Genomic DNA, 22342 nt, shown 5'->3' on the forward strand with positions numbered 1-22342 from the left:
GGGCGGCGGCCCCCCAAAAGCTGCTTATGATGCCCCGGTGTTCGATTCCCGGCACATCAAGACGTTCCACGAGGTGGTCAGGACCGGCTCGTACTCGGCCGCCGCACGTGCCCTCGGCTACACCCAGCCGGCGATCACACAGCAGATGAAGGCCCTGGAACGGGACACCGGCTCCGCCCTGTTCGTCCGGGTGGGCCGCGGACTGCGGCTCACCGAGGCCGGTGAGGCGCTGGCCCGGCACACCTCGGCCATCCTCGACGCCATGACCACCGCGCAGGAGCAGATGAACGCCCTCACGCGGCTGCGGGCCGGCCGGGTCCGCCTCTGCGCCTTCCCCAGCGCCAACTCCACGCTCGTCCCCGAGGCCCTGGCCCGGCTGACGGTCGACCACCCCGCCCTGCGCGTCGACCTGCTGGAGGACGAACCGCCCGAGTCGCTGCGGCGGCTCACCCGGGGCGAGTGCGACATCTCGCTGGCGTTCACCTATCCCGGACTGCACGAACAGGTCCCGGAAGGCCTGGTGGAGATACCCCTCCTGGAGGACCAGCTGACCGTGCTGCTGCCCGCTGGACACCCGCTGGCCCGGCGACGCGCGGTCCGGCTCATCGATCTGGCCGGGGAGCGCTGGATCGCCGGCTGCCCGCGCTGCCGGGCGAACCTGCTGCACGAGTGCGCGGAGGAGGGGTTCGTCCCCGACGTCGCGTTCATGACCGACGACAACCTCGCCGTGCAGAGCCTGGTCGCGGAGGGGCTGGGGGTCGCCATGCTCCCCTCGCTCGTGCTCAACTTCATGCGCCATCCCGAGGTCACCGGTCGGCCGCTCCGGCCCGTCTCCCGGCGCAAGATCTCGGCGTACGTGCTGCCCGAGCACCTGCGCATACCGGCGACGGCGCGGGTGCTGGACCGGCTGAAGGCCGTCGCCGCCGCGAAGGACGGCTGCTGAGCACTCCGGACCGCTCTCATCCATGAGCGCCGCTTGGGCAGGGTGAAGAAACTCGCGTTGGACGCAATGGGTGCCTCCGTCCGACGCTCCCGGTATGCCTTCCGTCGCCAGTGCCACGAGTGTCCCGGGCGCCTTCACCGCCCCGCGCCCCACCGCACGCCTCGCCGCCCTGATCGCGGACATCGCCGGCACCGTCGGCCGGGGGCTGCCGCCCGACCCGACGGCCCACCTCGTCGGCGAGTGCCTCGCCCCGCACCTGGGCGCCCCCGACCTGCTCACCCCGGAGCAGTGCGGGAGCGACCCGGCGCGCTACCGGCAGCACCTGCTGCACGCCGAGCACGACGGCAGCTTCTCCCTCGTCGCCCTGGTCTGGCTGCCCGGCCAGGGCACCTCCGTGCACGACCACATCGCCTGGTGCACCACCGGCGTGCACGAGGGCCGGGAGCACGAGCGGCGGTACCGGCTGCTGCCGGCCACCGGTCCGGGCGACGGCGCACGGCTGGTCGCCACCGCCGACGTGGTCAACGAACGCGGCGAGGTCTGCGGCTTCGCCCCGCCCGGGGACATCCACCGGGTGTGGAACGGCGGGCCCGGCACGGCGATATCCCTGCATGTCTACGGCGCCGACGTGTCCCGCTCCGGCACCAGCGTCCGCCGCGTCTACCCGCGGCCGGCCGACCGCTGATGGCGCTGCTGGAGGAACGGTCCGCCGCCGCACCGGCCCCGGACGGTCCGGTGGCCGCGACCCGTCGGCAAGGGCTCGCCGTCGCGGTGCTGGGCGTGGCCGTCGCCTGGTGCGTGCACCTGGTCCTGCCCGGTGTGCCGATGCTCACCGCCGCCGTCGTGCTCGGCATCGTGGCCGCGCATCTCCCCCGGCTGAGGAGCGTCGTGCGCACCACCGCGCGGCCGGGGCTGTCGTTCGCCGGCAAGCGGCTGATGCGGGCCGGCATCGTGCTCCTCGGGCTGCGGCTCGCCTTCGACGACATCCGCGCCCTGGGCTGGGCCACCGTCCTCATGGTGTTCGGCGTGGTCACGGTCACCCTGCTCGGCACCTGGTGGCTCGGCGGACGGCTGGGGCTGCCCGGCGACCAGCCGCTGCTGATCGCCGCCGGGTACGCGGTCTGCGGGGCGTCGGCGATCGGCGCGGTGGGCGAGGCGCGGGGCAGCGACGAACGGGACGCGGCCACCGCGGTCGCCCTGGTGACCCTCTGCGGAACGCTCGCCATCGCCGTACTGCCCCTCCTGCAGGGCGTACTCGGGCTGGACGACGCGGAGTTCGGCCGCTGGGCGGGCGCGAGCGTGCACGACGTCGGGCAGGTGGTCGCCACCGCCCAGACCGCGGGCGGCGCGGCGCTCGGCGAGGCGGTGCTGGTGAAGCTGATGCGGGTGGCCCTGCTCGCCCCGATCGTCGCCGCGGTGGCCCTGGGCGTGCGACGGGGCAGGGGGCGCGCGGCGGGGGCACCCCGCATGCCACTGGTCCCGTTGTTCGTCGTCGGCTTCCTGGCCGCCGTGACGCTGCGCAGCACGGGCCTGCTGCCCGCACCGGCCCTCGGCGCGGCCCACATCGCCCAGGAGCTCCTGCTCGCCGCCGCCCTGTTCGGTCTGGGCAGCGCGGTCGACCTCCGGGCCCTGACCCGCACGGGCACCCGCGTCGCGGCGCTCGGCCTGTGCGCGTGGGTGGTCGTGGCGGGGATGTCGTACGCCGGGGTGCTGCTGATCTCCCGCTGAGCGTTTTCCGGGCGGCGGGGGATCCCGCCCGGGAACGCCGTGGGCCGCACACGCCCGCGCGGGAGGGGAGCCGCACGACGGCACTGCGGTGCCCGGCGGGAGGCGGCCTCACGGCCGGTTACCTCCGCGAGGACAAGGCGGGGCGGGCCGGCGTCCGGCAACGCGAACGGCAGGCGCCGTGTCCTTCGACGCGGCGCCTGCCGTCGTAACCCCGTCCGTCCGGGCCCTGGCCCGAGCCCTTGCCCCTGACCCTGGCTCAGAAGCCCGCCGGCTCCGTGTACACGCCCCACTCGTCGCGCAGGACGCCGCAGATTTCGCCGAGGGTCGCCTCCGCGCGTACGGCGTCGAGCATGGGCCCGATCATGTTGGCGCCGGAGCGAGCCGCGCCGATCATGGCGTCGAGCGCGCCGCGCACCTTCGCGTCGTCGCGTCCGGCCCTGCGGTCGCCCAGCAGCCGCACCTGATCGCGCTCCACCTCGTGGCTGACCCGCAGGATCTCCAGGTCACCGGTGACGGACCCGGTGTGCACGTTGACGCCGACGACCCGCTTGTCGCCCTTCTCCAGCGACTGCTGGTAGCGGAACGCCGACTCGGCGATCTCGCCGGTGAACCAGCCGTCCTCGATGCCGCGCAGGATGCCGGAGGTGATCGGACCGATGGGGTGCTTCCCGTCCGGGTGGGCCCTGAGCCCCCGCTCCTTGATCTGCTCGAAGATCTTCTCGGCATCCGCCTCGATGCGGTCGGTGAGCTGCTCGATGTACCAGGAACCGCCCAGCGGGTCCGCGACGTTGCCGACGCCGGTCTCCTCCATCAGCACCTGCTGGGTGCGCAGGGCGATCTCGGCGGCCTGCTCGCTGGGCAGGGCGAGGGTCTCGTCGAGGGCGTTGGTGTGCAGGGAGTTGGTCCCGCCGAGCACGGCGGCCAGCGCCTCGACCGCGGTCCGTACGACGTTGTTGTACGGCTGCTGCGCGGTCAGCGAGACACCGGCGGTCTGGGTGTGGAACCGCAGCCACTGCGCCTTGTCGCTCCGCGCGCCGTACACGTCCCGCATCCAGCGCGCCCAGATGCGCCTGGCCGCACGGAACTTGGCGATCTCCTCGAAGAAGTCGAGGTGCGCGTCGAAGAAGAAGGACAGTCCCGGCGCGAAGACATCCACGTCGAGCCCGCGGCTGAGCCCCAGCTCCACGTACCCGAAGCCGTCCGCCAGCGTGTACGCCAGCTCCTGCGCGGCCGTCGATCCCGCCTCGCGGATGTGATAGCCGGAGACCGACAGCGGCTTGTACGCGGGAATGCCGGCCGCGCAGTGCTCCATCAGGTCGCCGATGAGCCGCAGGTGCGGCTCGGGCTGGAAGAGCCACTCCTTCTGTGCGATGTACTCCTTGAAGATGTCCGTCTGCAGCGTGCCGTTGAGCACGGCGGGATCGACACCCTGCCGCTCGGCGGCGACCAGGTACATGCAGAAGACGGGCACGGCGGGCCCGCTGATGGTCATCGACGTGGTGACGTCACCGAGCGGGATGTCCTTGAACAGGGCCTCCATGTCGGCCGCCGAGTCGATCGCCACCCCGCAGTGCCCGACCTCGCCCAGCGAGCGCGGGTCGTCGGAGTCGCGACCCATGAGCGTCGGCATGTCGAAAGCGACGGAGAGCCCGCCCCCGCCGTTGCGGAGGATCATCTTGTAGCGCTCGTTGGTCTGCTCGGCGTTCCCGAACCCGGCGAACTGCCGGATGGTCCACGTCCGCCCCCGGTAGCCGGTCGGATACAGCCCGCGGGTGAAGGGGTACTCCCCCGGCCAGCCGATCCGCTCGAACCCCTCATAGGTGTCCCCGGGCCGGGGACCGTACACCGGCTCCACGGGATCGCCGGAGAGCGTGGTGAAATCCGCGTCGCGCTTGCGTGCGGCGTCGTAGCGGGCCTGCCAGCGTCGGCGGCCTTCCTCGATGGCGTCAGCGTCCATACCTTCAAATTTACTAGGACGTCCAAGTAAATGTCGATGGGAGACCGCCGCACGCTGCTCCGTACGGCAGTGAGAAGCGTTACGCGACCGCGGGGGTCCCGTTCACGACCTTGCCCTCGAGCTCACGGCTGATCCTGCGCTCCACGAAGAACGCGGCCGTGGGGACGGTGCCGGCCAGCAGCACCCAGAGCTGCTTCTTCACCGGCCACTTCGCCTTGGAACCGAGGTCGAAGGCGAAGATCAGGTACACGACGTAGAGCCAGCCGTGAGCGATGCTGACCACCTGGGTGAAGTCGGCCGCGCCACCCATGTCGAGCGCGTACTTTCCGATCATGCCGAAGGTCAACGCGACGAGGAGGACACCGGTGACGTAGGCCATGACCCGGTAGCGGGTGAGCACGCTCTTTTTCATGCCATCGAGCGTAACCGCCCGTTCCGGGAGATCTTGGCGGGGGTCAGTCCTCCTCGAAGTCCCCCGCCGCCAGCCGCAGCGGCCGCAGCATCGCGAAAAGTTCGCCGCACTCCTCCGCGTCGTAGGCGCCCAGGCCGAAGTCCATCGCCATCAGGTCGCGGGTGGCGGACTCGACCACCTCACGACCCTTGTCGGTGATGGTGGCGAGGGTGCCGCGGCCGTCGTTGGGGTTGGGGCGCCTGGACACCAGCCCGGAGCGCACCAGCCGGTCCACGGTGTTGGTCACCGACGTGGGGTGCACCATCAGCCGCTCGCCGATCTTCGACATCGGCAGCTCACCGGACTTGGAGAAGGTCAGCAGCACCAGCGCCTCGTACCGCGCGAACGTGAGCCCGTACGGCTTGACCACCGCGTCGACCTCGGCCAGCAGGATCTGGTGCGCGCGCATGACCGAGGTGATCGCGGCCATCGACGGCACACTTCCCCAGCGCTGCTTCCAGAGCTCGTCGGCGCGGGCGATGGGATCGAACGAGAGACTGAGCGGCTTCGGCACGGCTCAGACCCTACCGGCCGGTCATATGTCGGTCAGCCCTGTCTCACTCAGCGGTCCCGTCGTACGGACCACTCGCTCCGCGGAGCTGCCGGCCGTCAGCCGAGGACGTAGCTCCCCGCACCCAGAACCGTACGCAGGCGGCCCTCCGCCCGGAGCGCGACAATGGCCTTGTCAACTTGTCCCGGCCCTGAAGGACTCCGTTGGGGGGCCGGGCTTGGAGGTAGTGCCCAGCTGGTTGCTGGGTGGACTCCTCCGTCCAGACACCCCTATGGGGTGGCAGGGACGCGTGACTCACGCCCCGCGTTCCACACGCTCTCGCCACGGGTGGCGAGGTTGTGGGAAGCATTCCGGTCGGCGTGGGCAACGACCCCGCACCCCCGGCAGATGAAAAGCCCCTGGTCGACACGGTTGCGCTTGTCGACGTGGCCGCACTCGGCGCACGTCTGCGACGTGTACGCGGGATCAACGACGCTTCGTCGTGCACTCCCTCGAGGGCGCGGTCATGGTCGCCGTCCTGCGCGGTGAGCGGCTGGGGCTGGCCAGCCCTGACGCGCCGGACGACGGACGGGCGGACGGGCCCGGCCTGTAGCAGCGGGCTGCGGACACACGAAGAGACCCGGTGGGCCTTCCGGAGGGTCCGGTTCGGAAGGTCCACCGGGTCTCGGGGACACCACCCCCCGCAGTCGGCTACTCGGCCAGGTGCCGCTCGACGGTCTTCACCTTGGACGTGAGGCCGTCCGCCACGCCCGGGCGGATGTCCGCCTTGAGGACGAGGGAGACGCGCGGCGCGCGGGCCTCCACGGCGGCCACGGCACGCTTGACCACGTCCATCACCTCGTCCCACTCGCCTTCCACCGAGGTGAACATGGCGTCGGTGCGGTTCGGCAGCCCCGACTCGCGGACCACCCGTACGGCGTCGGCGACGTACTCCCCCACGTCCTCGCCGACGCCGAGCGGTGTCACGGAGAAGGCGACGATCACGCGCCGACGACCCCCTCGGTGCGGGCGCGGGAGGCGATCACCGCGTCCTCGGCCTCGCGCTTGAGGCGGCGGTCGGCGAAGAAGCCGCCGGTGGGCAGGACCGACATCGCGAAGTAGAAGGCGGCGGTCCCCAGCGGCCACTTGGCGCGGTTCCAGGCGTCGGCCCAGAAGAGCACGTACACGACGAAGAGGAAGCCGTGGATGGCGCCCACGACCGGGACCGCGTTGAAGTCCGTGGTCCGCTTCAGGACCGAGCAGACGAGCAGCAGCAGGAACGAGATCGCTTCGGGGCCCGAGACCAGGCGGAGGCGGCGGAGGGCGGAGGCGGTCTTGATGTCCACGGGTCACCTTCGGTGGGAGAGACGTCGGCGTCGACGGTTCGGACGGCTTGTGAACATACGCACAAGCGCGCGTCCATTGTGGCAAACCGCGTCCACGATCACGGGGAGGGGGTCCTCAAGGGGTCGATCAGGGTGCGACGCGGGCTCCTGGATCTGTCGGCGGGGCAAAGGGGCGGCTACCGTCGCAAGCGTGGCGATGTTCCGACTTCAGAGCAGCAAGGTGCTCGCCGTCGACATGACCGGGGATGCCGTGAAGGCGAAGAACGGCTCGATGGTCGCGTACGACGGTGAGATGGCCTTCAAGAAGCTCAGCGGTGGTGGTGAGGGCCTGCGGGGGATGGTGACCCGCAGGCTCACGGGCGAGCAGATGACGCTGATGGAGGTGAAGGGGCACGGGACCTGCTTTTTCGCGGACCGGGCCTCCGAGATCAGTCTGGTGGGACTGCGGGGCGACACGCTGTACGTGGAGTCCAGCAACCTGCTGGCGACGGACGGCGGGCTGCGCACCGGGACGACGTTCACGGGTATGCGCGGGGCCTCGCAGGGCAACGGGCTGTTCACGACCACGATCGAGGGGCACGGGCAGGCGGCGATCATGTCGGACGGGCCGGCCGTGCTGCTCCGGGTCAGCGCGCAGTACCCGCTGACGGTGGACCCGGGCGCCTATGTGGCCCACCAGGGCAATCTGCGGCAGTCGTTCCAGTCGGGTGTGACCTTCCGCACGCTGATGGGAGAGGGCGGCGGCGAGGCCTTCCAGATCCGGTTCGAGGGCGACGGGGTGGTCTACGTCCAGCCCAGTGAGCGCAACACGATCGCGGGGGACGTGTGACATGGGCTTCCGGGAGATCAACTCGAAGATGATCGAGGCGACGGTGGCGCCGGGGCAGCGGCTGTTCAGCCAGCGCGGCGCGATGCTCGCGTACAAGGGGGAGGTCGGTTTCACCCCCAACGTACGCGGCGGCCAGGGCGGGGTGATGTCGATGATCGGGCGGCGGGTCGCCAACGAGGACACGCCGCTGATGACCGTCGAGGGCAGCGGCACCGTGCTGTTCGGGCACGGCGGGCACCACATCCAGGTGATCAACCTCGCCGGGGACACCCTGTACGTCGAGGCCGACCGGCTGCTCGCCTTCGAGGGCACGCTGGAGCAGGGCACGGTGTTCCTCGGCTCCCAGGGCGGGGTGATGGGCATGGTCCGGGGGCAGGTCTCCGGGCAGGGGCTCTTCACCACCTCGCTGAAGGGGCACGGCTCCGTCGCCGTGATGGCCCACGGAGGGGTGATCGAGATCCCGATCACCCCGCAGCGGCCGGTGCGGGTCGACCCGCAGGCATACGTCGCCCATCACGGCGACGTGCGCAACAGGCTGTCCACGGCCCTCGGCTGGCGGGACATGGTGGGCCGCGGCTCCGGCGAGGCCTTCCAGTTGGAGCTGAGCGGCAGCGGTGTCGTGTACGTCCAGGCGTCGGAGGAGAAGTTGTGAGCATGTACGGAACCCCGGGCGCCGGCCCCACGGTCTTCGACCCGACGTCCCTGCCGGCCGACGACAACGTCGATCACTACACCTTCTGCGTGGAGCTCAGGGGCACCCAGTGGTTCATGCAGAAGGGGAAGATGATCGCCTACTACGGCTCGATCGATTTCAACGGCATCGGGCACGGGCGACTCGACCGGCTTGTCCGTACGTCGTTCCATTCGCCTCTGCACGCGAGCGACTGGGTCGTGGCGGAGGGCTCGGGCAAGATGCTCCTCGCCGACCGGGCCTTCGATGTGAATTCGTACGATCTCGAGGACGGCAACCTGACCATTCGCTCGGGCAACTTGCTAGCTTTTCAGCCAAGTCTTTCGCTGAAGCAATCGATCGTGCCGGGTTTCCTGACCCTGATCGGAACCGGCACGTTCGTGGCGGCCTCCAACGGCCCGGTGGTGTTCATGGAGCCGCCGATCCGGGTGGACCCGCAGGCGCTGGTCGGCTGGGCGGACTGCCCGTCCCCGTGCCACCACTACGACCACGGGTACATGACCGGCCTGATGGGCGGTCTACGTGCGATGACGGGCCTGGGCGGGGCTTCCGGCGAGGAGCACCAGTTCGAGTTCGTGGGGGCGGGCACGGTGCTGCTCCAGTCGTCCGAGGCGCTGATGGCGGAGCAGGCCACGGGGGTCACTCCGCACGAGCCGGGGGTACCCGGTGGCGAGGTTCCGGGTGGCCAGGGGCAGGGGGCGGGGGCACCGCGCCTTCCCGGACAGCTGGGAGACCTCCAGCGTCGCTTCGGGCTGTGAGCGGTAATGTGCGGGGTGTGACATCGAACGCCTGCACGCGATGTCACACGGAAGCCTCATTAGTTCATCTTTCAACTTTCTTAGGTAGACTTCATTCATGGAGACCGAGACGGCCACCCGCTGGCTGACCAATGCGGAGCAGTGCGCCTGGCGCACCCACCTGGAGGTCAACAAGCTGCTGACCTACCAGCTCGAGAAGGATCTGCAGCCGTTCGGCCTGACAATGAACGATTACGAGATCCTGGTGAATCTGTCCGAGTCGGAGGACCGGCGGATGCGGATGAGCGACCTCGCCTCCGCCACCATGCAGTCGAAGAGCCGCCTCTCGCACCAGATCACCCGCATGGAGAACGCGGACCTGGTCCGGCGGGAGAACTGCGAGTCCGACCGGCGCGGGCTCTACGCGGTCCTCACCGAGCACGGCATGGAGACCATGCAGAAGGTCGCGCCGCACCATGTGGCGTCCGTGCGCCGACACTTCATCGATCTGCTCGCCCCCGAGACGCTCACCGAGCTCGACAAGGCCCTCAAGCCCATCGCCGAGCATCTGCTGGGGCAGCGGGGGCGTCCCTGACGCGCTTCGGCCTCAGCCGGCCGGCGGCAGACGGAGCTCGAACAGGGCTCCGCCCGCCGGCGCCGCCCCCGCGGTGAGCGTTCCGCCGTGCCGTACGGCGACGTCCCGCGCGATCGCGAGGCCCAGCCCGGCGCCGCCGTCGTCCCGGCTGCGGGCGGCGTCCAGCCGCACGAACCGCTCGAAGATCCGCTCCCGGTCGGCCTCGGCGATCCCCTCACCGTCGTCGGCCACCGCGAGCACCACCCGTGCTCCCTCCCGGCGCACGGTCACGGTGACGCGCTCACGGGCATGCCGCGCGGCGTTGTCCAGCAGGTTGGCGAGCACGCGGCCGAGCTGGCCCCGCGATCCGGTGACCTCCGCCAGCTCCGTGTCCACCGTCACGCCGGTACGCCCCGCGGCCTCCTCGCGGGCCATCGCCGCCAGGTCGATCCGGGTGTCCCCGGGCCGCTCCCCCGCGTCCAGCCGGGCGAGCAGCAGCAGATCGGCGGCGAGGTGCTGGAGCCGCACGGTGTCCTCGACGGCGCCGTCCAGGTCGAGGAGGCCAGGGTGGGCGGCGGCCACCTCCAGCTGGGTGCGCAGGGAGGCGATCGGGCTGCGCAGCTCGTGCGAGGCGTCGGCGACGAACCGCCGCTGCCGTTCCACGGACGCCTCCAGGGCGGCGAGGGTCTCGTTCGTGGTGCGGGCGAGGCGGGCGATCTCGTCGTGCGTCGCCGGTTCGGGGACGCGGCGGGTGAGGTCCTCGGAGGCGGTGATCGCGGCCATCTCCCGGCGGATGCCCTCCACCGGTCGCAGAGCGCGGCCGGTGACCAGCCAGGTCACTGAGGCGACGACTCCGAGCAGCAGGGGCAGACCGATGAGCATGCCGGTCAGCGTGGTGCTCACGGCACTGTGCTCGGCGGCGAGCGGCGCGCCCGCGGTGACGGTCAGGCGGCCCCGGTCGGCGGTTTCCACGTCCACGGCGGCGAAACGGTAGTCCTCGGCGTCACCGTCGATGGTGGCCGAGCCGTTGCTGAAGGTCGTTCCGCTGCCGATCTCGCCGGGGGCCAGGGACGCGCCGGAGTCGTCGTCCGCGTCGTCGGAGTCTTCAGAGTTGTCGGAGTCGTCGTCATCGTCGTCATCGCCGGGTGCCGACGGGCGTGGCGTCACCTCGGCCGTCGCCGTGCCGTCGATCCGCTGGAGGTCCTCGGAGGCCGCGACCAGCGTCCCGTCCTCGTCGACGATCTGCACCGGCCTGTCGTCGCCGTCCAGTCCGGAGAGCCGGTCGTACGGCGTCCGGGCGGCGAGTTCGGAGGCGACCGCCCGCGCGGACTGCTCCGCCCGGGTGCCCGCCTCGCCGATCAGGTTGGAGCGCAGGGACAGCAGGACGGCGGTGCCGGCCGCGACGAGGGCCACCGCGACGACGAGGGTGGCGCCGAGCGTCGCCCGCGCGCGGACCGAGCCGAACAGGCGGCTCACGGCGCCGTCTCCAGCCGGTAGCCCGCGCCGCGCACGGTGCGGATGAGCCCGGCGCGGAGTTTGCGGCGCAGGGCGCTGATGTAGACCTCGACGATGTTCGGGTCGCCCTCGAAGGCGAAGTCCCAGACGTGCTCCAGGATGTCCCCCTTGGACACCACCTCGCCGGCCCGCAGCACGAGCTGCTCCAGCACCGAGAACTCCTTGGCGGTCAGCGCCACTTCGTCCTCGCCCAGGAACACCCGGCGGGCGGCGGTGTCGACTTTGAGGTCGCCGTGCACATGCACCGGGGAGGCGCCCGCGCCCTGCCGTCGGCGCAGCAGCGCCTTGATCCTGGCGACGAGGACGACGTACGAGAACGGCTTGGTGAGGTAGTCGTCGGCGCCGGTGTCCAGGCCCTCCGCCTCGTCGTACTCGCCGTCCTTGGCGGTGAGCATCAGGATCGGCACGTCGTGCCCGGCGGCGCGCAGGGCGGCGCAGACGCGGTAGCCGTTCAGGCCGGGCAGCATGATGTCGAGGATCAGGAGGTCGTACGTGCCCTCCGTGGCCCGGTGCAGGCCCTCCCGGCCGTCGTGGACGACGTCCACGGCGTAGCCCTCGGCGGTGAGGCCCTTGGCGAGGGAGAGGGCGAGGCGTTTCTCGTCCTCCACGATGAGCAGGCGCATGCGGTACAGGGTCGCAAAGCGAACCTGAAGATCACTTCAGGCGGCTTCAGGTTCCTCTCAGCGTCGGTCGGCGAGATTGATGGTGCACAGCGCGAAACACTGCGACTCGGGAGGAACCCACATGAAGCGCAACATCGTGATCGCCGTCGTCACGGCCGCGGCTCTGGCCGGCGGGGGCACGGCGACGGCCATCGCGGTCTCGGGGGACGACGACGGCGGGGCGGCGCCGGTGGCGCGGACGGAGAAGCGGGCGGGGGACGACGGGCGGGACGACGACGGGCGCGGTGACGACCGGGACGATCGCGATGAGCGTGGAGACGACCGGGACGACAACGGTCGTGACAACGACCGCGATGACCGTGACGACCGTCCCGTCTCCGGCGACGTGACCGCCGCCGACGCCATCGCCGCCGCGCTGAAGCACACGCCGGGCACGGCCGTCTCCGCCGAGCTGGACGACCGCGCCTGGGAGGTCGACGTCCTCGGCGGCGGGGACGACTGGCACAGCGTGCGGATCGACCCGGCCACCGGCAAGGTCCTCGGCACCGAGAAGGAGGACGAGGACGACGCCGGCGAGGTGCGGGCCACGCTGAAGGGGTCCTCGGTGACGGCCGAGCAGGCCGCGAAGGCGGCGGCGGCCAAGGGCGTCGTGACATCGGTGGAACTGGATGACGACGATGACCGGGGCTGGGAGGCCGAGACCCGCGCCTTTGGCGGGGACGACCGGGACTGGCGGGTTGATCTGACCAAGGGCACAGTCACGGCGGACCGTGACGACTCCGGTGACGACGACTCGAACGACGACTGAGCACCGGGCCACCCCGTAGAACGAGTAGTACACCTGAGGGATGAGTGACGGCGCCGAGGTCCCGCTCGTGACTTCCCGGTCGTGATCGCCGATACGAATGCCCTGTACCGGCTGTTCGTCCCGAAGGACCCCTCCCACGCCGCTCACCGGGAAGCCCTGGCCCGCACGGGTCACCTCGTGGTGTCGCCCATGGTGCTCACCGAGCTGGACTACTTGCTGACCGCACGGGTCGGCGCCCGGGCGGCCATGAACGCGCTGGACTTCATCGCAGGCCGGACAGAAGCCCGCCGGTTCGAGATTCCCGAGACAGCGCCGCACCTGAGGGCGGCCATGGCGGTGATGCACGGATACGCGGATACGCGGATACGCGGATACGCGGATCCGCGGACACCGACGGCGGGGCAGGAGTAGGACTGGCTGCCGCGATGAACGTGGCCCTGGCGGCGGCCTTCCGGACCACGTCCCTCTTCACCGCGGACGGTCACTTCCGCATGATGCGGCCGCTCACCGGCGAACCCGCCTTCCGACTCCTGCCCGACGACCTCTGACCGGCCGCGGTCAGCCCCGCGTCAGCCCCGCCACCAGTTCGTCCGCCGCCCGGTACGGGTCCAGGTCGCCCGCGATGATGCGTTCGGCCAGCGCGCCCAGGCGGCGGTCTCCGTGCAGGTCGCCGATGCGTTCCCGCAGGGCCGTGACCGCGATGGTTTCGACCTCGCGGGAGGCGCGGGCCAGGCGGCGTTCCGTGAGGACTCCTCGTTCCTCCATCCAGGCGCGGTGCTTCTCCAGGGCCTCGACCACCTCGTCGACGCCCTCCTGGCGGGAGGCGACCGTCTTGACGATCGGAGGGCGCCAGTCGCCGGGGGCACGGGATTCGCCGAGGCCGAGCATGTGGTTCAGCTCGCGGGCGGTGGCGTCGGCGCCGTCGCGGTCGGCCTTGTTGACGACGTAGACGTCGCCGATCTCCAGGATTCCGGCCTTGGCGGCCTGGATGCCGTCGCCCATGCCGGGGGCCAGCAGCACCACGGAGGTGTCGGCCTGGGAGGCGATCTCCACCTCCGACTGGCCGACGCCGACCGTCTCGACCAGGATCACGTCGCAGCCCGCCGCGTCCAGGACGCGGATGGCCTGCGGGGCCGACCAGGCGAGGCCGCCCAGGTGACCACGCGTCGCCATGGAGCGGATGTAGACGCCCGGGTCGGACGCGTGCTCCGACATACGGACGCGGTCGCCGAGCAGGGCGCCCCCGGAGAAGGGGGAGGAGGGGTCGACGGCCAGGACGCCGACCCGCTTGCCCTGTTTGCGATAGGCGGTCACCAGAGCCGAGGTGGACGTGGACTTGCCCACGCCCGGGGAGCCGGTGAGGCCGACCACATACGCGTTGCCGGTGAGCGGCGCCAGGGCCGCCATAACCTCCCTGAGCTGCGGAGACGCCCCCTCCACCAAGGAGATCAGCCGGGCCACCGCCCGGGGCCTGCCTTCCCTGGCCTGGGCGACCAGTGAGGAGACGTCCTGCATCACAGCTCCGTTCACGAGAGGAAAAACCAGCAAACCTGCGAAGAAACCCGGCTCAGGCCTTGGGCACCCGCACGATCAGCGCGTCACCCTGGCCGCCGCCGCCGCACAGTGCCGCCGCGCCGACTCCGCCGCCGCGCCGCTTCAGCTCCAGCGCCAGGTGCAGCACGAGTCGCGCGCCGGACATCCCGATCGGGTGACCGAGGGCGATGGCACCGCCGTTGACGTTCACCTTTTCGGCGGAAACGCCCAGATCCTTCATCGACTGGACGGCAACCGCGGCGAAGGCCTCGTTGATCTCGATGAGGTCGAGGTCGGAAACCTCCAGGCCCTCCTTCTTCAGCGCGTGCCGGATGGCGTTGGACGGCTGCGACTGGAGGGAGTTGTCGGGTCCGGCCACGTTGCCGTGGGCGCCGATCTCGGCGATCCAGTCCAGGCCCAGTTCCTGCGCCTTGGCCTTGCTCATCACGACCACGGCCGCCGCGCCGTCCGAGATCTGCGAGGAGGTGCCGGCGGTGATGGTGCCGTCCTTGGCGAAGGCGGGGCGCAGCTTGCCGAGGGACTCGGCGGTGGTGTCGCCGCGGATGCCCTCGTCCTTGCTGAACAGGACCGGGTCGCCCTTGCGCTGCGGGATCTCGACCGGGGTGATCTCGGCCTCGTAGATGCCGTTCTTCTGCGCGGCGGCGGCGCGCTGGTGGGACAGGGCGGCGATCTCGTCCTGCTCGGGGCGGGCGATGCCGAGGCGGGTGTTGTGCTTCTCCGTGGACTCGCCCATGGCGATGTTCTCGAAGGGGTCGGTCAGACCGTCGTGCGCCATGGCGTCGATCATCTGCACGGCACCGTACTTGAAGCCCTCACGGGACTTCGGCAGCAGGTGCGGGGCGTTGGTCATGGACTCCTGGCCGCCGGCGACGATCACGTCGAACTCGCCGGCCCGGATCAGCTGGTCGGCCAGCGCGATGGCGTCGAGACCGGAGAGGCACACCTTGTTGACGGTGAGCGCCGGGACGTTCATCGGGATGCCGGCCTTGACGGCGGCCTGACGGGCCGGGATCTGCCCCGCCCCGGCCTGGAGCACCTGCCCCATGATCACGTACTGGACCTGGTCGCCGCCGATCCCCGCACGGTCGAGGGCGGCCTTGATGGCGAAGCCACCGAGGTCGGCTCCGGAGAAGGACTTCAGCGAGCCGAGCAGCCGCCCCATCGGGGTGCGGGCGCCCGCGACGATGACGGAGGTCGTGCCGTTCGTTGCGGATGATGCGGAAGATGCGGAAGACATGAGCTGCGATCCCCTTCCGGCTGCACAGCCGAAGAGTGTGAACGAGGGTTTACTTCGAATGTACTGACGTGCGGTGGACCCCGTCATCGGCCTTTCGGTGTGATCGCGCGCACGTTGCGTAACCGCCCGGGGAGCGCTGCACTGAGTCCATGCTGACGCGAATCGACCACATCGGGATCGCCTGTTTCGACCTGGACAAGACCGTGGAGTTCTACCGGGCCACGTACGGCTTCGAGGTGTTCCACTCCGAGGTCAACGAGGAGCAGGGCGTGCGCGAGGCCATGCTGAAGATCAACGAGACCTCGGACGGTGGTGCCTCCTACCTGCAGTTGCTCGAGCCGACCCGCGAGGACTCCACGGTCGCCAAGTGGCTGGCGAAGAACGGTGAGGGCGTCCACCACATCGCCTTCGGTACGGCAGATGTCGACACGGAGGCGGCCGGAATCAAGGAGAAGGGCGTACGCGTTCTGTACGAAGAGCCCCGGCGCGGCTCCATGGGGTCACGGATCACCTTCCTGCATCCCAAGGACTGTCACGGCGTGCTGACAGAACTGGTCACTTCGGCCCCTGTTGAGTCGTCCGAGCACTGACCCACGTACATAAGGGCCGGTAGGGTTGGGCCTGGTTGCCGCTCGATCCGTGGTGACCGTCCCGCCGTCTTTGGCGGCGGGATCGCCGGGGTCCGGGTTTCGGGGGCGAGCGCGGGGCAGCAGCCCATGCTTCTCCGTTGATCTGACACCATTCCCCGGGGGCTCCGTTCGGCGGATGGACGGAGCTCGGCCAGACTTGCGACCAGGGGACGGATGGGACCGCGCAGTGCGGGGCTACGAGAGCCAGGAGCGAGAGCCGGCGGCTGACGTCGACCACCTCTCTCGGTTCGAAGCCGAGATGAAGCGGCTGAAGACCGAGCGGGAAAAGGCGATCCAGCACGCCGAGGACCTCGGCTACCAGGTCGAGGTGCTGCGCGCCAAGCTGCACGAGGCGCGGCGCACCATCATGTCCCGTCCCTCCTACGACGGCGGCGACATCGGCTACCAGGCCGAGCAGATGCTGCGCAGCGCGCAGGTGCAGGCCGACCAGCTCCGCGCGGACGCCGAGCGGGAGCTGAGCCAGGCCCGGGCGCAGACCCAGCGGATCCTCCAGGAGCACGCGGAGCAGGCGGCCCGGCTCCAGGCGGAACTGCACCAGGAGGCGGTGACACGGCGCCAGCAGCTCGACCAGGAGCTGGCGGAGCGCCGGCAGACCGTCGAGTCGCATGTCAACGAGAACGTGGCGTGGGCGGAGCAGCTCCGCGCCCGCACCGAGGAGCAGGCCCGGCGGCTCCTGGAGGAGACCCGCACAGAGCGGGAACAGGCCATGGCCGCCGCCCGCGCGGAGGCGGAGCGGCTGACGAGCGAGGCCCGTCAGCGGCTGCAGAACGAGGCCGAGTCGGCCCGCGCGGAGGCTGAACAGCTGCTGCGCCGGGCCCGCGCGGACGCCGAGCGGCTGCTGAACGCCGCGTCGACGCAGGCGCAGGAGGCCACGGACCACGCCGAGCAGCTGCGGACGTCCACCGTCACCGAGTCGGAGTCGGCGCGCCGCGAGGCCCAGGAGCTGGCCAAGGCCGCCGAGCAGCGCATGGCGGAGGCCGAGACCTCGCTGCGCGAGGCGCGCAGCGAGGCGGAGAAGGTCCTCACCGAGGCGAAGGAGGCCGCCGCCAAGGCGATCACCTCCGCCGAGTCCGCCAACGAGACCCGTACGCGTACCGCCAAGGAGCAGGTGGCGCGACTGGTCAGCGAGGCCACCAAGGAGGCCGAGACCACCAGGGCGGACGCCGAGCAGCTGGTCGCCGACGCCCGCGCGGAGGCGGAGAAGATCGTCGCGGCGGCCGCGGAGAAGGCCCGCACGCTCACCGCCGAGGAGTCCGCCACCCAGTTGTCCAAGGCGGCCAGGACCGCCGAGGACGTGCTGAACAAGGCGTCCGAGGAGGCCAAGCAGACCACCAGGGCGGCGACCGAGGAGGCCGAGCGGATCCGCAGTGAGGCCGAGGCCGAGGCGGACCGGCTGCGCGCGGAGGCGCACGACATCGCCCAGCAGCTCAAGGGCGCGGCGAAGGACGACACCAAGGAGTACCGCGCCAAGACGGTCGAGCTGCAGGAGGAGGCCCGTCGGCTGCGCGGCGAGGCCGAGCAACTGCGCGCGGACGCGGTCGCCGAGGGCGAGAAGATCCGCGCGGAGGCCCGCAAGGAGGCCGTGGCGCAGATCGAGGAGGCGGCGAAGTCCGCCGAGGAGCTGCTCGCCAAGGCGAAGGCGGACGCGGACGAACTGCGCTCCACCGCGCAGACGGACAGCGAGAAGGTCCGCACCGAGGCCATCGAGCGCGCCACGACGCTGCGCCGGCAGGCCGAGGAGACGCTGGAGCGCACCCGCAAGGAGGCCGAGCGGCACCGTGCGGAGGCCGTCGAGCAGGCGGACGCGCTCAGGGAGGACGCCGAGCGGGGCGCGCGCGAGCTGCGCGAGGAGACGGAGCGGGCCGTCGAGGCCCGCCGCTCGGAGGCGGCCGACGAACTGACGCGGCTGCACGCGGAGGCCGAGGAGCGGCTCGCGGCCGCCGAGCGGGCGCTGGGCGAGGCGCGCGAGGAGGGCGCCCGGATCCGCCGGGAGGCCTCCGAGGAGGGCGAGCGGCTGCGTTCGGAGGCCGCCGAGCGGATCCGTACGCTCCAGCAGCAGGCGGAGGCGGAAGCCGAGCGGCTGCGTGACGAGGCCGCCGCGGACGCGTCGGCGTCCCGCGCGGAGGGCGAGTCCGTCGCCGTGCGGCTGCGTTCGGAGGCCGCGGCCGAAGCGGAGCGGCTGAAGTCGGAGGCGCAGGACAGCGCCGACCGGATGCGCGCGGAGGCGCAGGCCGCCGCCGAGCGGATCGGCACGGAGGCCTCCGAGTCGTTGGCCGCCGCGCAGGAGGAGGCGGCCCGGCGCCGCCGGGAGGCCGAGGAACTCCTCGGTGCGGCCCGGCAGGAGGCCGACCAGGAGCGTGAGCGGGCCCGCGAGCAGAGCGAGGAACTGCTGGCCGCCGCGCGCACGCGCGTGGAGGAGGCGCAGACCGAGGCCGTACGTCTGGTCGAGGAGGCGGACCGGCGCGCCACGGAGATGGTGTCGGCGGCCGAGCAGCACGCCCAGCAGGTGCGGGACTCCGTCGCGGGGCTGCACGAGCAGGCGCAGGAGGAGATCGCCGGCCTGCGGTCCGCAGCCGAGCACGCGGCGGACCGTACGCGCCGCGAGGCCGAGGAGGAGGCGGACCGGGTCCGCGGCGACGCCTACGCGGAGCGGGAGCGGGCGAGCGAGGACGCGGGCCGGCTGCGGCGCGAGGCGCACGAGGAGACGGAGGCCGCGAAGTCGCTGGCCGAGCGCACCGTGTCGGAGGCGATCACGGAGGCCGAGCGGATCCGCTCGGACGTGTCCGAGCACGCCCAGCGGATGCGCACGGAGGCGTCGGACGCCGTCGCCGAGGCGGAGCAGGCCGCCTCGCGCACCCGGGCGGACGCCCGTGAGGACGCCAACCGGATCCGTTCGGACGCGGCGACGCAGGCGGACACGCTCATCACCGAGGCACGCAACGAGGCCGAGCGGCTCACGGAGGACACCCTCACGGAGACCGACCGGCTGCGCACGGAGACGGTCGCCGAGGCCGAGCGGGTGCGGTCGGAGTCGGTCGCCAAGGCGGAGAAGCTGATCGCGGACGCCACCGGTGACGCGGAGCGGCTGCGGGCCGAGGCCGCGGAGACGGTCGGGTCGGCGCAGGCGCACGCGGAGCGGGTCCGCCGGGACGCCGAGCGGGTCATGTCCGACGCCGCGTCGGAGGCCGAGCGGATGGTGTCGACCGCGCGGGAGGAGGCCGAGCGGACGCTGGACGAGGCCCGCAAAGAGGCCAACAAGCGGCGCTCCGAGGCGGCCGAGCAGGTCGACACGCTCATCACGGAGACCACCGCCGAGGCGGACAAACTGCTCACCGAGGCACAGCAGCAGGCGCAGCAGACGACGGCGGAAGCGGAGTCGCAGGCCGACTCGATGGTCGGTGCGGCCCGCAGCGAGGCCGAGCGGCTGGTGTCCGAGGCGACCGTCGAGGGCAACTCGCGGGTGGAGAAGGCCCGGACGGACGCAGACGAGCTGCTGGTCGGTGCGCGCCGGGACGCGACGCAGATCAGGGAGCGCGCCGAGGAACTGCGCGACCGCATCACCGGCGAAATCGAGTCGCTGCACGAGCGGGCCCGCCGTGAGGCGGCGGAGACGATGAAGTCCACGGGCGACCGCTGCGACGCGCTCATCAAGTCGGCCGAGGAGCAGCACGCCAAGGCGGAGGCGAAGGCCAAGGAGATCGTCTCCGAGGCCAACTCGGAGGCCGGCAAGGTGCGTATCGCCGCCGTGAAGAAGGCCGAGGGTCTGCTCAAGGAGGCGGAGCAGAAGAAGGCCACGCTGGTGCGCGAGGCCGAGGAGCTGAAGGCCGAGGCGGTCCGCGAGGCGCGGCGCACGGTCGAGGAGGGCAAGCGCGAGCTGGAGGTCCTGGTGCGGCGCCGCGAGGACATCAACGCGGAGATCTCCCGCGTGCAGGACGTCCTGGAGGCGCTGGGGTCCCTGGAGGCGCCGACGGGCGCCAAGGACAACGGCGTCAAGGCGGGGGCCGCGGCGGGTGTTACCCGTACGAGTGGCAAATCATCCGATAGCTAGCAAAGTGGGCGAAATCCCTTGTACGGTGAGGGCTTTGACCATGGTCTTGGCAAGCCTTCCGGCGGTGAGCCACTCAAAAGGGGTGTCATTCTCCGTATCAAACGTGCATCCGCTCGATGACACAGCGCTTTCGCCCCTAGGATTCCACCTATCACCTCACCGGTCTCATTCGACAGGAACCCCATGAGCGACACTTCCCCCTACGGCTTCGAGCTTGTGCGGCGTGGATACGACCGCGCTCAGGTGGACGAACGTATCTCCAAGCTCGTCTCCGACCGTGACAGCGCTCTCACCCGCATCACCGCTCTGGAAAAGCGCATCGAAGAGCTCCACCTCGAGACGCAGAACGCCCAGGCCCAGGTCAACGACGCCGAGCCGTCGTACGCGGGTCTCGGCGCGCGCGTGGAGAAGATCCTCCGTCTCGCCGAGGAGGAGGCGAAGGACCTGCGCGAAGAGGCCCGGCGCGCGGCGGAGCAGCACCGCGAGCTCGCCGAGTCGGCCTCGCAGCAGGTGCGCAACGACGCCGAGGCGTACGCCGCCGAGCGCAAGTCCAAGGCGGAGGACGAGGGCGTCCGGATCGTCGAGAAGGCCCAGGGCGAGGCGTCGCAGCTGCGTTCCGAGGCGCAGAAGGACGCGCAGTCCAAGCGCGAGGAGGCGGACGCCCTCTTCGAGGAGACCCGCGCCAAGGCCGCGCAGGCCGCGGCCGACTTCGAGACGAACCTCGCCAAGCGGCGTGAGCAGTCCGAGCGCGACCTGGCCTCGCGCCAGGCCAAGGCCGAGAAGCGCCTGGCGGAGATCGAGCACCGCGCGGAACAGCTGCGCCTGGAGGCGGAGAAGCTGCGCACCGACGCCGAGCGCCGCGCCCGCCAGACGGTGGAGACCGCGCAGCGCCAGGCCGAGGACATCGTGGCCGACGCCAACGCCAAGGCCGACCGGATCCGTTCGGAATCCGAGCGTGAGCTCGCGGCGCTGACCAACCGCCGCGACTCGATCAACGCCCAGCTGACGAACGTCCGCGAGATGCTGGCGACGCTCACGGGTGCGGCGGTGGCCGCGACCAGTTCGCCGGCCGCCGAGGACGAGCCGATCTCCCGCGGGGTTCCGGCCCAGCAGACCCGGTAACGTCCCGGGTTCGGGCAACCGCACATCGGCGAAGCCCTCTGCCACTGAGGTGGCAGGGGGCTTTGTCCCGTTTTAGCGTGGCCGCATGATCGAGCTCGAGGGGCTGACCAAGCGGTACGGCGACAAGGTGGCGGTCAGGGAACTGACCTTCACCGTCCGACCGGGCATCGTCACCGGCTTCCTCGGTCCGAACGGCGCCGGCAAGTCGACCACGATGCGGATGATCCTGGGCCTGGACCACCCAAGCGCCGGGGACGTGCGGATCGACGGCACGCACTACGACCGGCTCAGGGATCCGCTGACCCGCATCGGCGCCCTGCTCGAGGCCAAGGCGATGCACCCGGGCCGCAGCGCCCGCAACCATCTGCTGTGCCTCGCGCAGAGCAACGGCATCCCGGCGCGGCGGGTGCACGAGGTGCTGGACGCGGTCGGGCTGACGGCGGTGGCGCGGAAGAAGGCCAAGGGGTTCTCGCTCGGCATGGGCCAGCGACTCGGCATCGCGGCCGCACTGCTCGGCGACCCGCGGATCCTGATGTTCGACGAGCCGGTCAACGGGCTCGACCCGGAGGGCATCCACTGGATCCGCACGCTGATGAAGTCGCTCGCCGCCCAGGGCCGCACCGTCTTCGTCTCCTCCCACCTCATGAGCGAGATGGCGCTGACCGCCGACCACCTGGTGGTCATCGGCCAGGGCCGGCTGCTCGCCGACACCTCGATGGCCGAGTTCATCGAGCGCAACTCCCGCTCCTACGTCCGGGTGCGCAGCCCGCAGCGCGAGCGCCTGCTGGACGCGCTGCACCGGGCGGGGATGACCGCCGTGGAGAGCGGCGACGGGGCGCTGGAGGTCGACGGCTCCGGGGCCGGGCACATCGGTGAGCTGGCGGCACAAGGTCAGATCGTGCTGCACGAGCTGAGCCCGCAGCAGGCCTCCCTGGAGGAAGCGTTCATGCGGTTGACCGCGGAGTCGGTGGAGTACCACGCCCACTCCGGCACACCCGTGCCCCGGCAGCAGTGGGGCGAGAGCCGGGAGAAGGACTGA

23 protein-coding genes and 1 pseudogene are annotated in these 22342 nt (G+C 71.3%); 14 read left to right on the forward strand and 10 right to left on the reverse strand.

From position 1 onward, the window contains the following. The first annotated feature begins 37 nt into the window (after positions 1-37). The 3 genes from ACZ5C2_RS29785 (at position 38) to ACZ5C2_RS29795 (ending at position 2671) form a co-directional block, all read left to right on the forward strand. Positions 38-943 (forward strand): LysR family transcriptional regulator, encoded by a 906-nt coding sequence (locus ACZ5C2_RS29785; RefSeq protein ID WP_468798202.1) that lies wholly within the window; start codon positions 38-40, stop codon positions 941-943. Positions 944-1037: 94 nt separating this feature from the next. Then, positions 1038-1628 carry a cysteine dioxygenase family protein gene (locus ACZ5C2_RS29790; protein WP_468798205.1) on the forward strand — a complete coding sequence of 197 codons (591 nt, stop codon included), beginning with the start codon at positions 1038-1040 and terminating at the stop codon, positions 1626-1628. After that, complete coding sequence (locus ACZ5C2_RS29795) at positions 1628-2671, forward strand: YeiH family protein (RefSeq protein WP_468798208.1); 1044 nt, start codon at positions 1628-1630, stop codon at positions 2669-2671. The genes ACZ5C2_RS29790 and ACZ5C2_RS29795 overlap by 1 nt, the downstream gene beginning before the upstream one ends. A gap of 256 nt (positions 2672-2927) precedes the next feature. On the opposite strand, the gene ACZ5C2_RS29800 is transcribed toward ACZ5C2_RS29795, so the two are convergent. The 6 genes and pseudogenes from ACZ5C2_RS29800 to ACZ5C2_RS29825 form a co-directional block, all read right to left on the reverse strand. Further along, positions 2928-4628 carry an acyl-CoA mutase large subunit family protein gene (locus ACZ5C2_RS29800; protein WP_468798211.1) on the reverse strand — a complete coding sequence of 567 codons (1701 nt, stop codon included), beginning with the start codon at positions 4626-4628 and terminating at the stop codon, positions 2928-2930. 79 nt (positions 4629-4707) lie between these two features. Continuing rightward, positions 4708-5040 (reverse strand): DUF3817 domain-containing protein, encoded by a 333-nt coding sequence (locus ACZ5C2_RS29805; protein ID WP_468798214.1) that lies wholly within the window; start codon positions 5038-5040, stop codon positions 4708-4710. 43 nt (positions 5041-5083) lie between these two features. Then, a complete protein-coding gene (locus ACZ5C2_RS29810) occupies positions 5084-5593 on the reverse strand; it encodes a MarR family winged helix-turn-helix transcriptional regulator (protein WP_468798216.1) in 510 nt (169 codons plus the stop codon). 266 nt (positions 5594-5859) lie between these two features. After that, positions 5860-6060, reverse strand: a pseudogene (locus ACZ5C2_RS29815) (zinc ribbon domain-containing protein); the annotation flags it as partial. A 220-nt stretch (positions 6061-6280) separates the two neighbouring features. Further along, positions 6281-6574, reverse strand: coding sequence for an MTH1187 family thiamine-binding protein (locus ACZ5C2_RS29820; RefSeq protein ID WP_468798219.1), 294 nt, complete (start codon positions 6572-6574; stop codon positions 6281-6283). Further along, positions 6571-6915: a DUF3817 domain-containing protein gene (locus tag ACZ5C2_RS29825; protein ID WP_468798222.1), complete on the reverse strand. Its 345-nt coding sequence runs from the start codon at positions 6913-6915 to the stop codon at positions 6571-6573. Before ACZ5C2_RS29825 ends, ACZ5C2_RS29820 begins: the two co-directional genes overlap by 4 nt. Positions 6916-7111: 196 nt before the next feature. Between ACZ5C2_RS29825 and ACZ5C2_RS29830 the strand changes: the two genes are divergently transcribed. The 4 genes from ACZ5C2_RS29830 (at position 7112) to ACZ5C2_RS29845 (ending at position 9767) form a co-directional block, all read left to right on the forward strand. Next, positions 7112-7744, forward strand: coding sequence for an AIM24 family protein (locus tag ACZ5C2_RS29830; protein ID WP_468798441.1), 633 nt, complete (start codon positions 7112-7114; stop codon positions 7742-7744). A 1-nt stretch (position 7745) separates the two neighbouring features. Next, complete coding sequence (locus tag ACZ5C2_RS29835; protein WP_468798225.1) at positions 7746-8396, forward strand: AIM24 family protein; 651 nt, start codon at positions 7746-7748, stop codon at positions 8394-8396. Next, entirely contained in the window at positions 8393-9193 is an 801-nt protein-coding gene (locus tag ACZ5C2_RS29840; protein WP_468798228.1) for an AIM24 family protein, read from the forward strand. Before ACZ5C2_RS29835 ends, ACZ5C2_RS29840 begins: the two co-directional genes overlap by 4 nt. A gap of 97 nt (positions 9194-9290) precedes the next feature. Further along, the gene (locus ACZ5C2_RS29845; protein ID WP_468798231.1) at positions 9291-9767 is read left to right on the forward strand and encodes a MarR family winged helix-turn-helix transcriptional regulator; all 477 of its coding nucleotides are present in this window, start codon (positions 9291-9293) and stop codon (positions 9765-9767) included. Positions 9768-9779: 12 nt separating this feature from the next. On the opposite strand, the gene ACZ5C2_RS29850 is transcribed toward ACZ5C2_RS29845, so the two are convergent. After that, positions 9780-11222, reverse strand: coding sequence for a sensor histidine kinase (locus ACZ5C2_RS29850; protein ID WP_468798234.1), 1443 nt, complete (start codon positions 11220-11222; stop codon positions 9780-9782). Then, positions 11219-11884 (reverse strand): response regulator transcription factor, encoded by a 666-nt coding sequence (locus ACZ5C2_RS29855; RefSeq protein ID WP_468798237.1) that lies wholly within the window; start codon positions 11882-11884, stop codon positions 11219-11221. The genes ACZ5C2_RS29850 and ACZ5C2_RS29855 overlap by 4 nt, the downstream gene beginning before the upstream one ends. A 121-nt stretch (positions 11885-12005) precedes the next feature. Between ACZ5C2_RS29855 and ACZ5C2_RS29860 the strand changes: the two genes are divergently transcribed. The 3 genes from ACZ5C2_RS29860 (at position 12006) to ACZ5C2_RS29870 (ending at position 13240) form a co-directional block, all read left to right on the forward strand. After that, on the forward strand, positions 12006-12692 hold the full coding sequence (locus ACZ5C2_RS29860) for a PepSY domain-containing protein (protein WP_468798240.1): 687 nt from the start codon (positions 12006-12008) through the stop codon (positions 12690-12692). An 81-nt stretch (positions 12693-12773) separates the two neighbouring features. Continuing rightward, positions 12774-13103, forward strand: coding sequence for a PIN domain-containing protein (locus ACZ5C2_RS29865; RefSeq protein ID WP_468798243.1), 330 nt, complete (start codon positions 12774-12776; stop codon positions 13101-13103). Positions 13104-13117: 14 nt separating this feature from the next. Then, entirely contained in the window at positions 13118-13240 is a 123-nt protein-coding gene (locus tag ACZ5C2_RS29870) for a hypothetical protein (protein WP_468798246.1), read from the forward strand. 10 nt (positions 13241-13250) lie between these two features. On the opposite strand, the gene meaB is transcribed toward ACZ5C2_RS29870, so the two are convergent. Both meaB and ACZ5C2_RS29880 read right to left on the reverse strand, forming a co-directional pair. Continuing rightward, positions 13251-14207 carry a methylmalonyl Co-A mutase-associated GTPase MeaB gene (gene meaB, locus ACZ5C2_RS29875; protein ID WP_468798249.1) on the reverse strand — a complete coding sequence of 319 codons (957 nt, stop codon included), beginning with the start codon at positions 14205-14207 and terminating at the stop codon, positions 13251-13253. A gap of 52 nt (positions 14208-14259) precedes the next feature. Next, entirely contained in the window at positions 14260-15483 is a 1224-nt protein-coding gene (locus ACZ5C2_RS29880) for an acetyl-CoA C-acetyltransferase (RefSeq protein ID WP_468798252.1), read from the reverse strand. 149 nt (positions 15484-15632) lie between these two features. Here ACZ5C2_RS29880 and mce point away from each other — a divergent pair, with 149 nt between their 5' ends. The 4 genes from mce to ACZ5C2_RS29900 all read left to right on the forward strand — a co-directional run bounded on the left by mce (position 15633) and on the right by ACZ5C2_RS29900 (position 22342). After that, positions 15633-16073, forward strand: coding sequence for a methylmalonyl-CoA epimerase (mce, locus tag ACZ5C2_RS29885; protein WP_468798255.1), 441 nt, complete (start codon positions 15633-15635; stop codon positions 16071-16073). Positions 16074-16299: 226 nt separating this feature from the next. Continuing rightward, on the forward strand, positions 16300-20181 hold the full coding sequence (scy, locus tag ACZ5C2_RS29890; RefSeq protein WP_468798258.1) for a polarized growth protein Scy: 3882 nt from the start codon (positions 16300-16302) through the stop codon (positions 20179-20181). Between the two features lie 183 nt (positions 20182-20364). Continuing rightward, a complete protein-coding gene (locus ACZ5C2_RS29895; RefSeq protein WP_468798261.1) occupies positions 20365-21303 on the forward strand; it encodes a cellulose-binding protein in 939 nt (312 codons plus the stop codon). 85 nt (positions 21304-21388) lie between these two features. Then, positions 21389-22342 (forward strand): ABC transporter ATP-binding protein, encoded by a 954-nt coding sequence (locus tag ACZ5C2_RS29900; RefSeq protein WP_468798264.1) that lies wholly within the window; start codon positions 21389-21391, stop codon positions 22340-22342.

It is taken from the genome of Streptomyces sp. NPDC031365 (genome assembly GCF_055569765.1).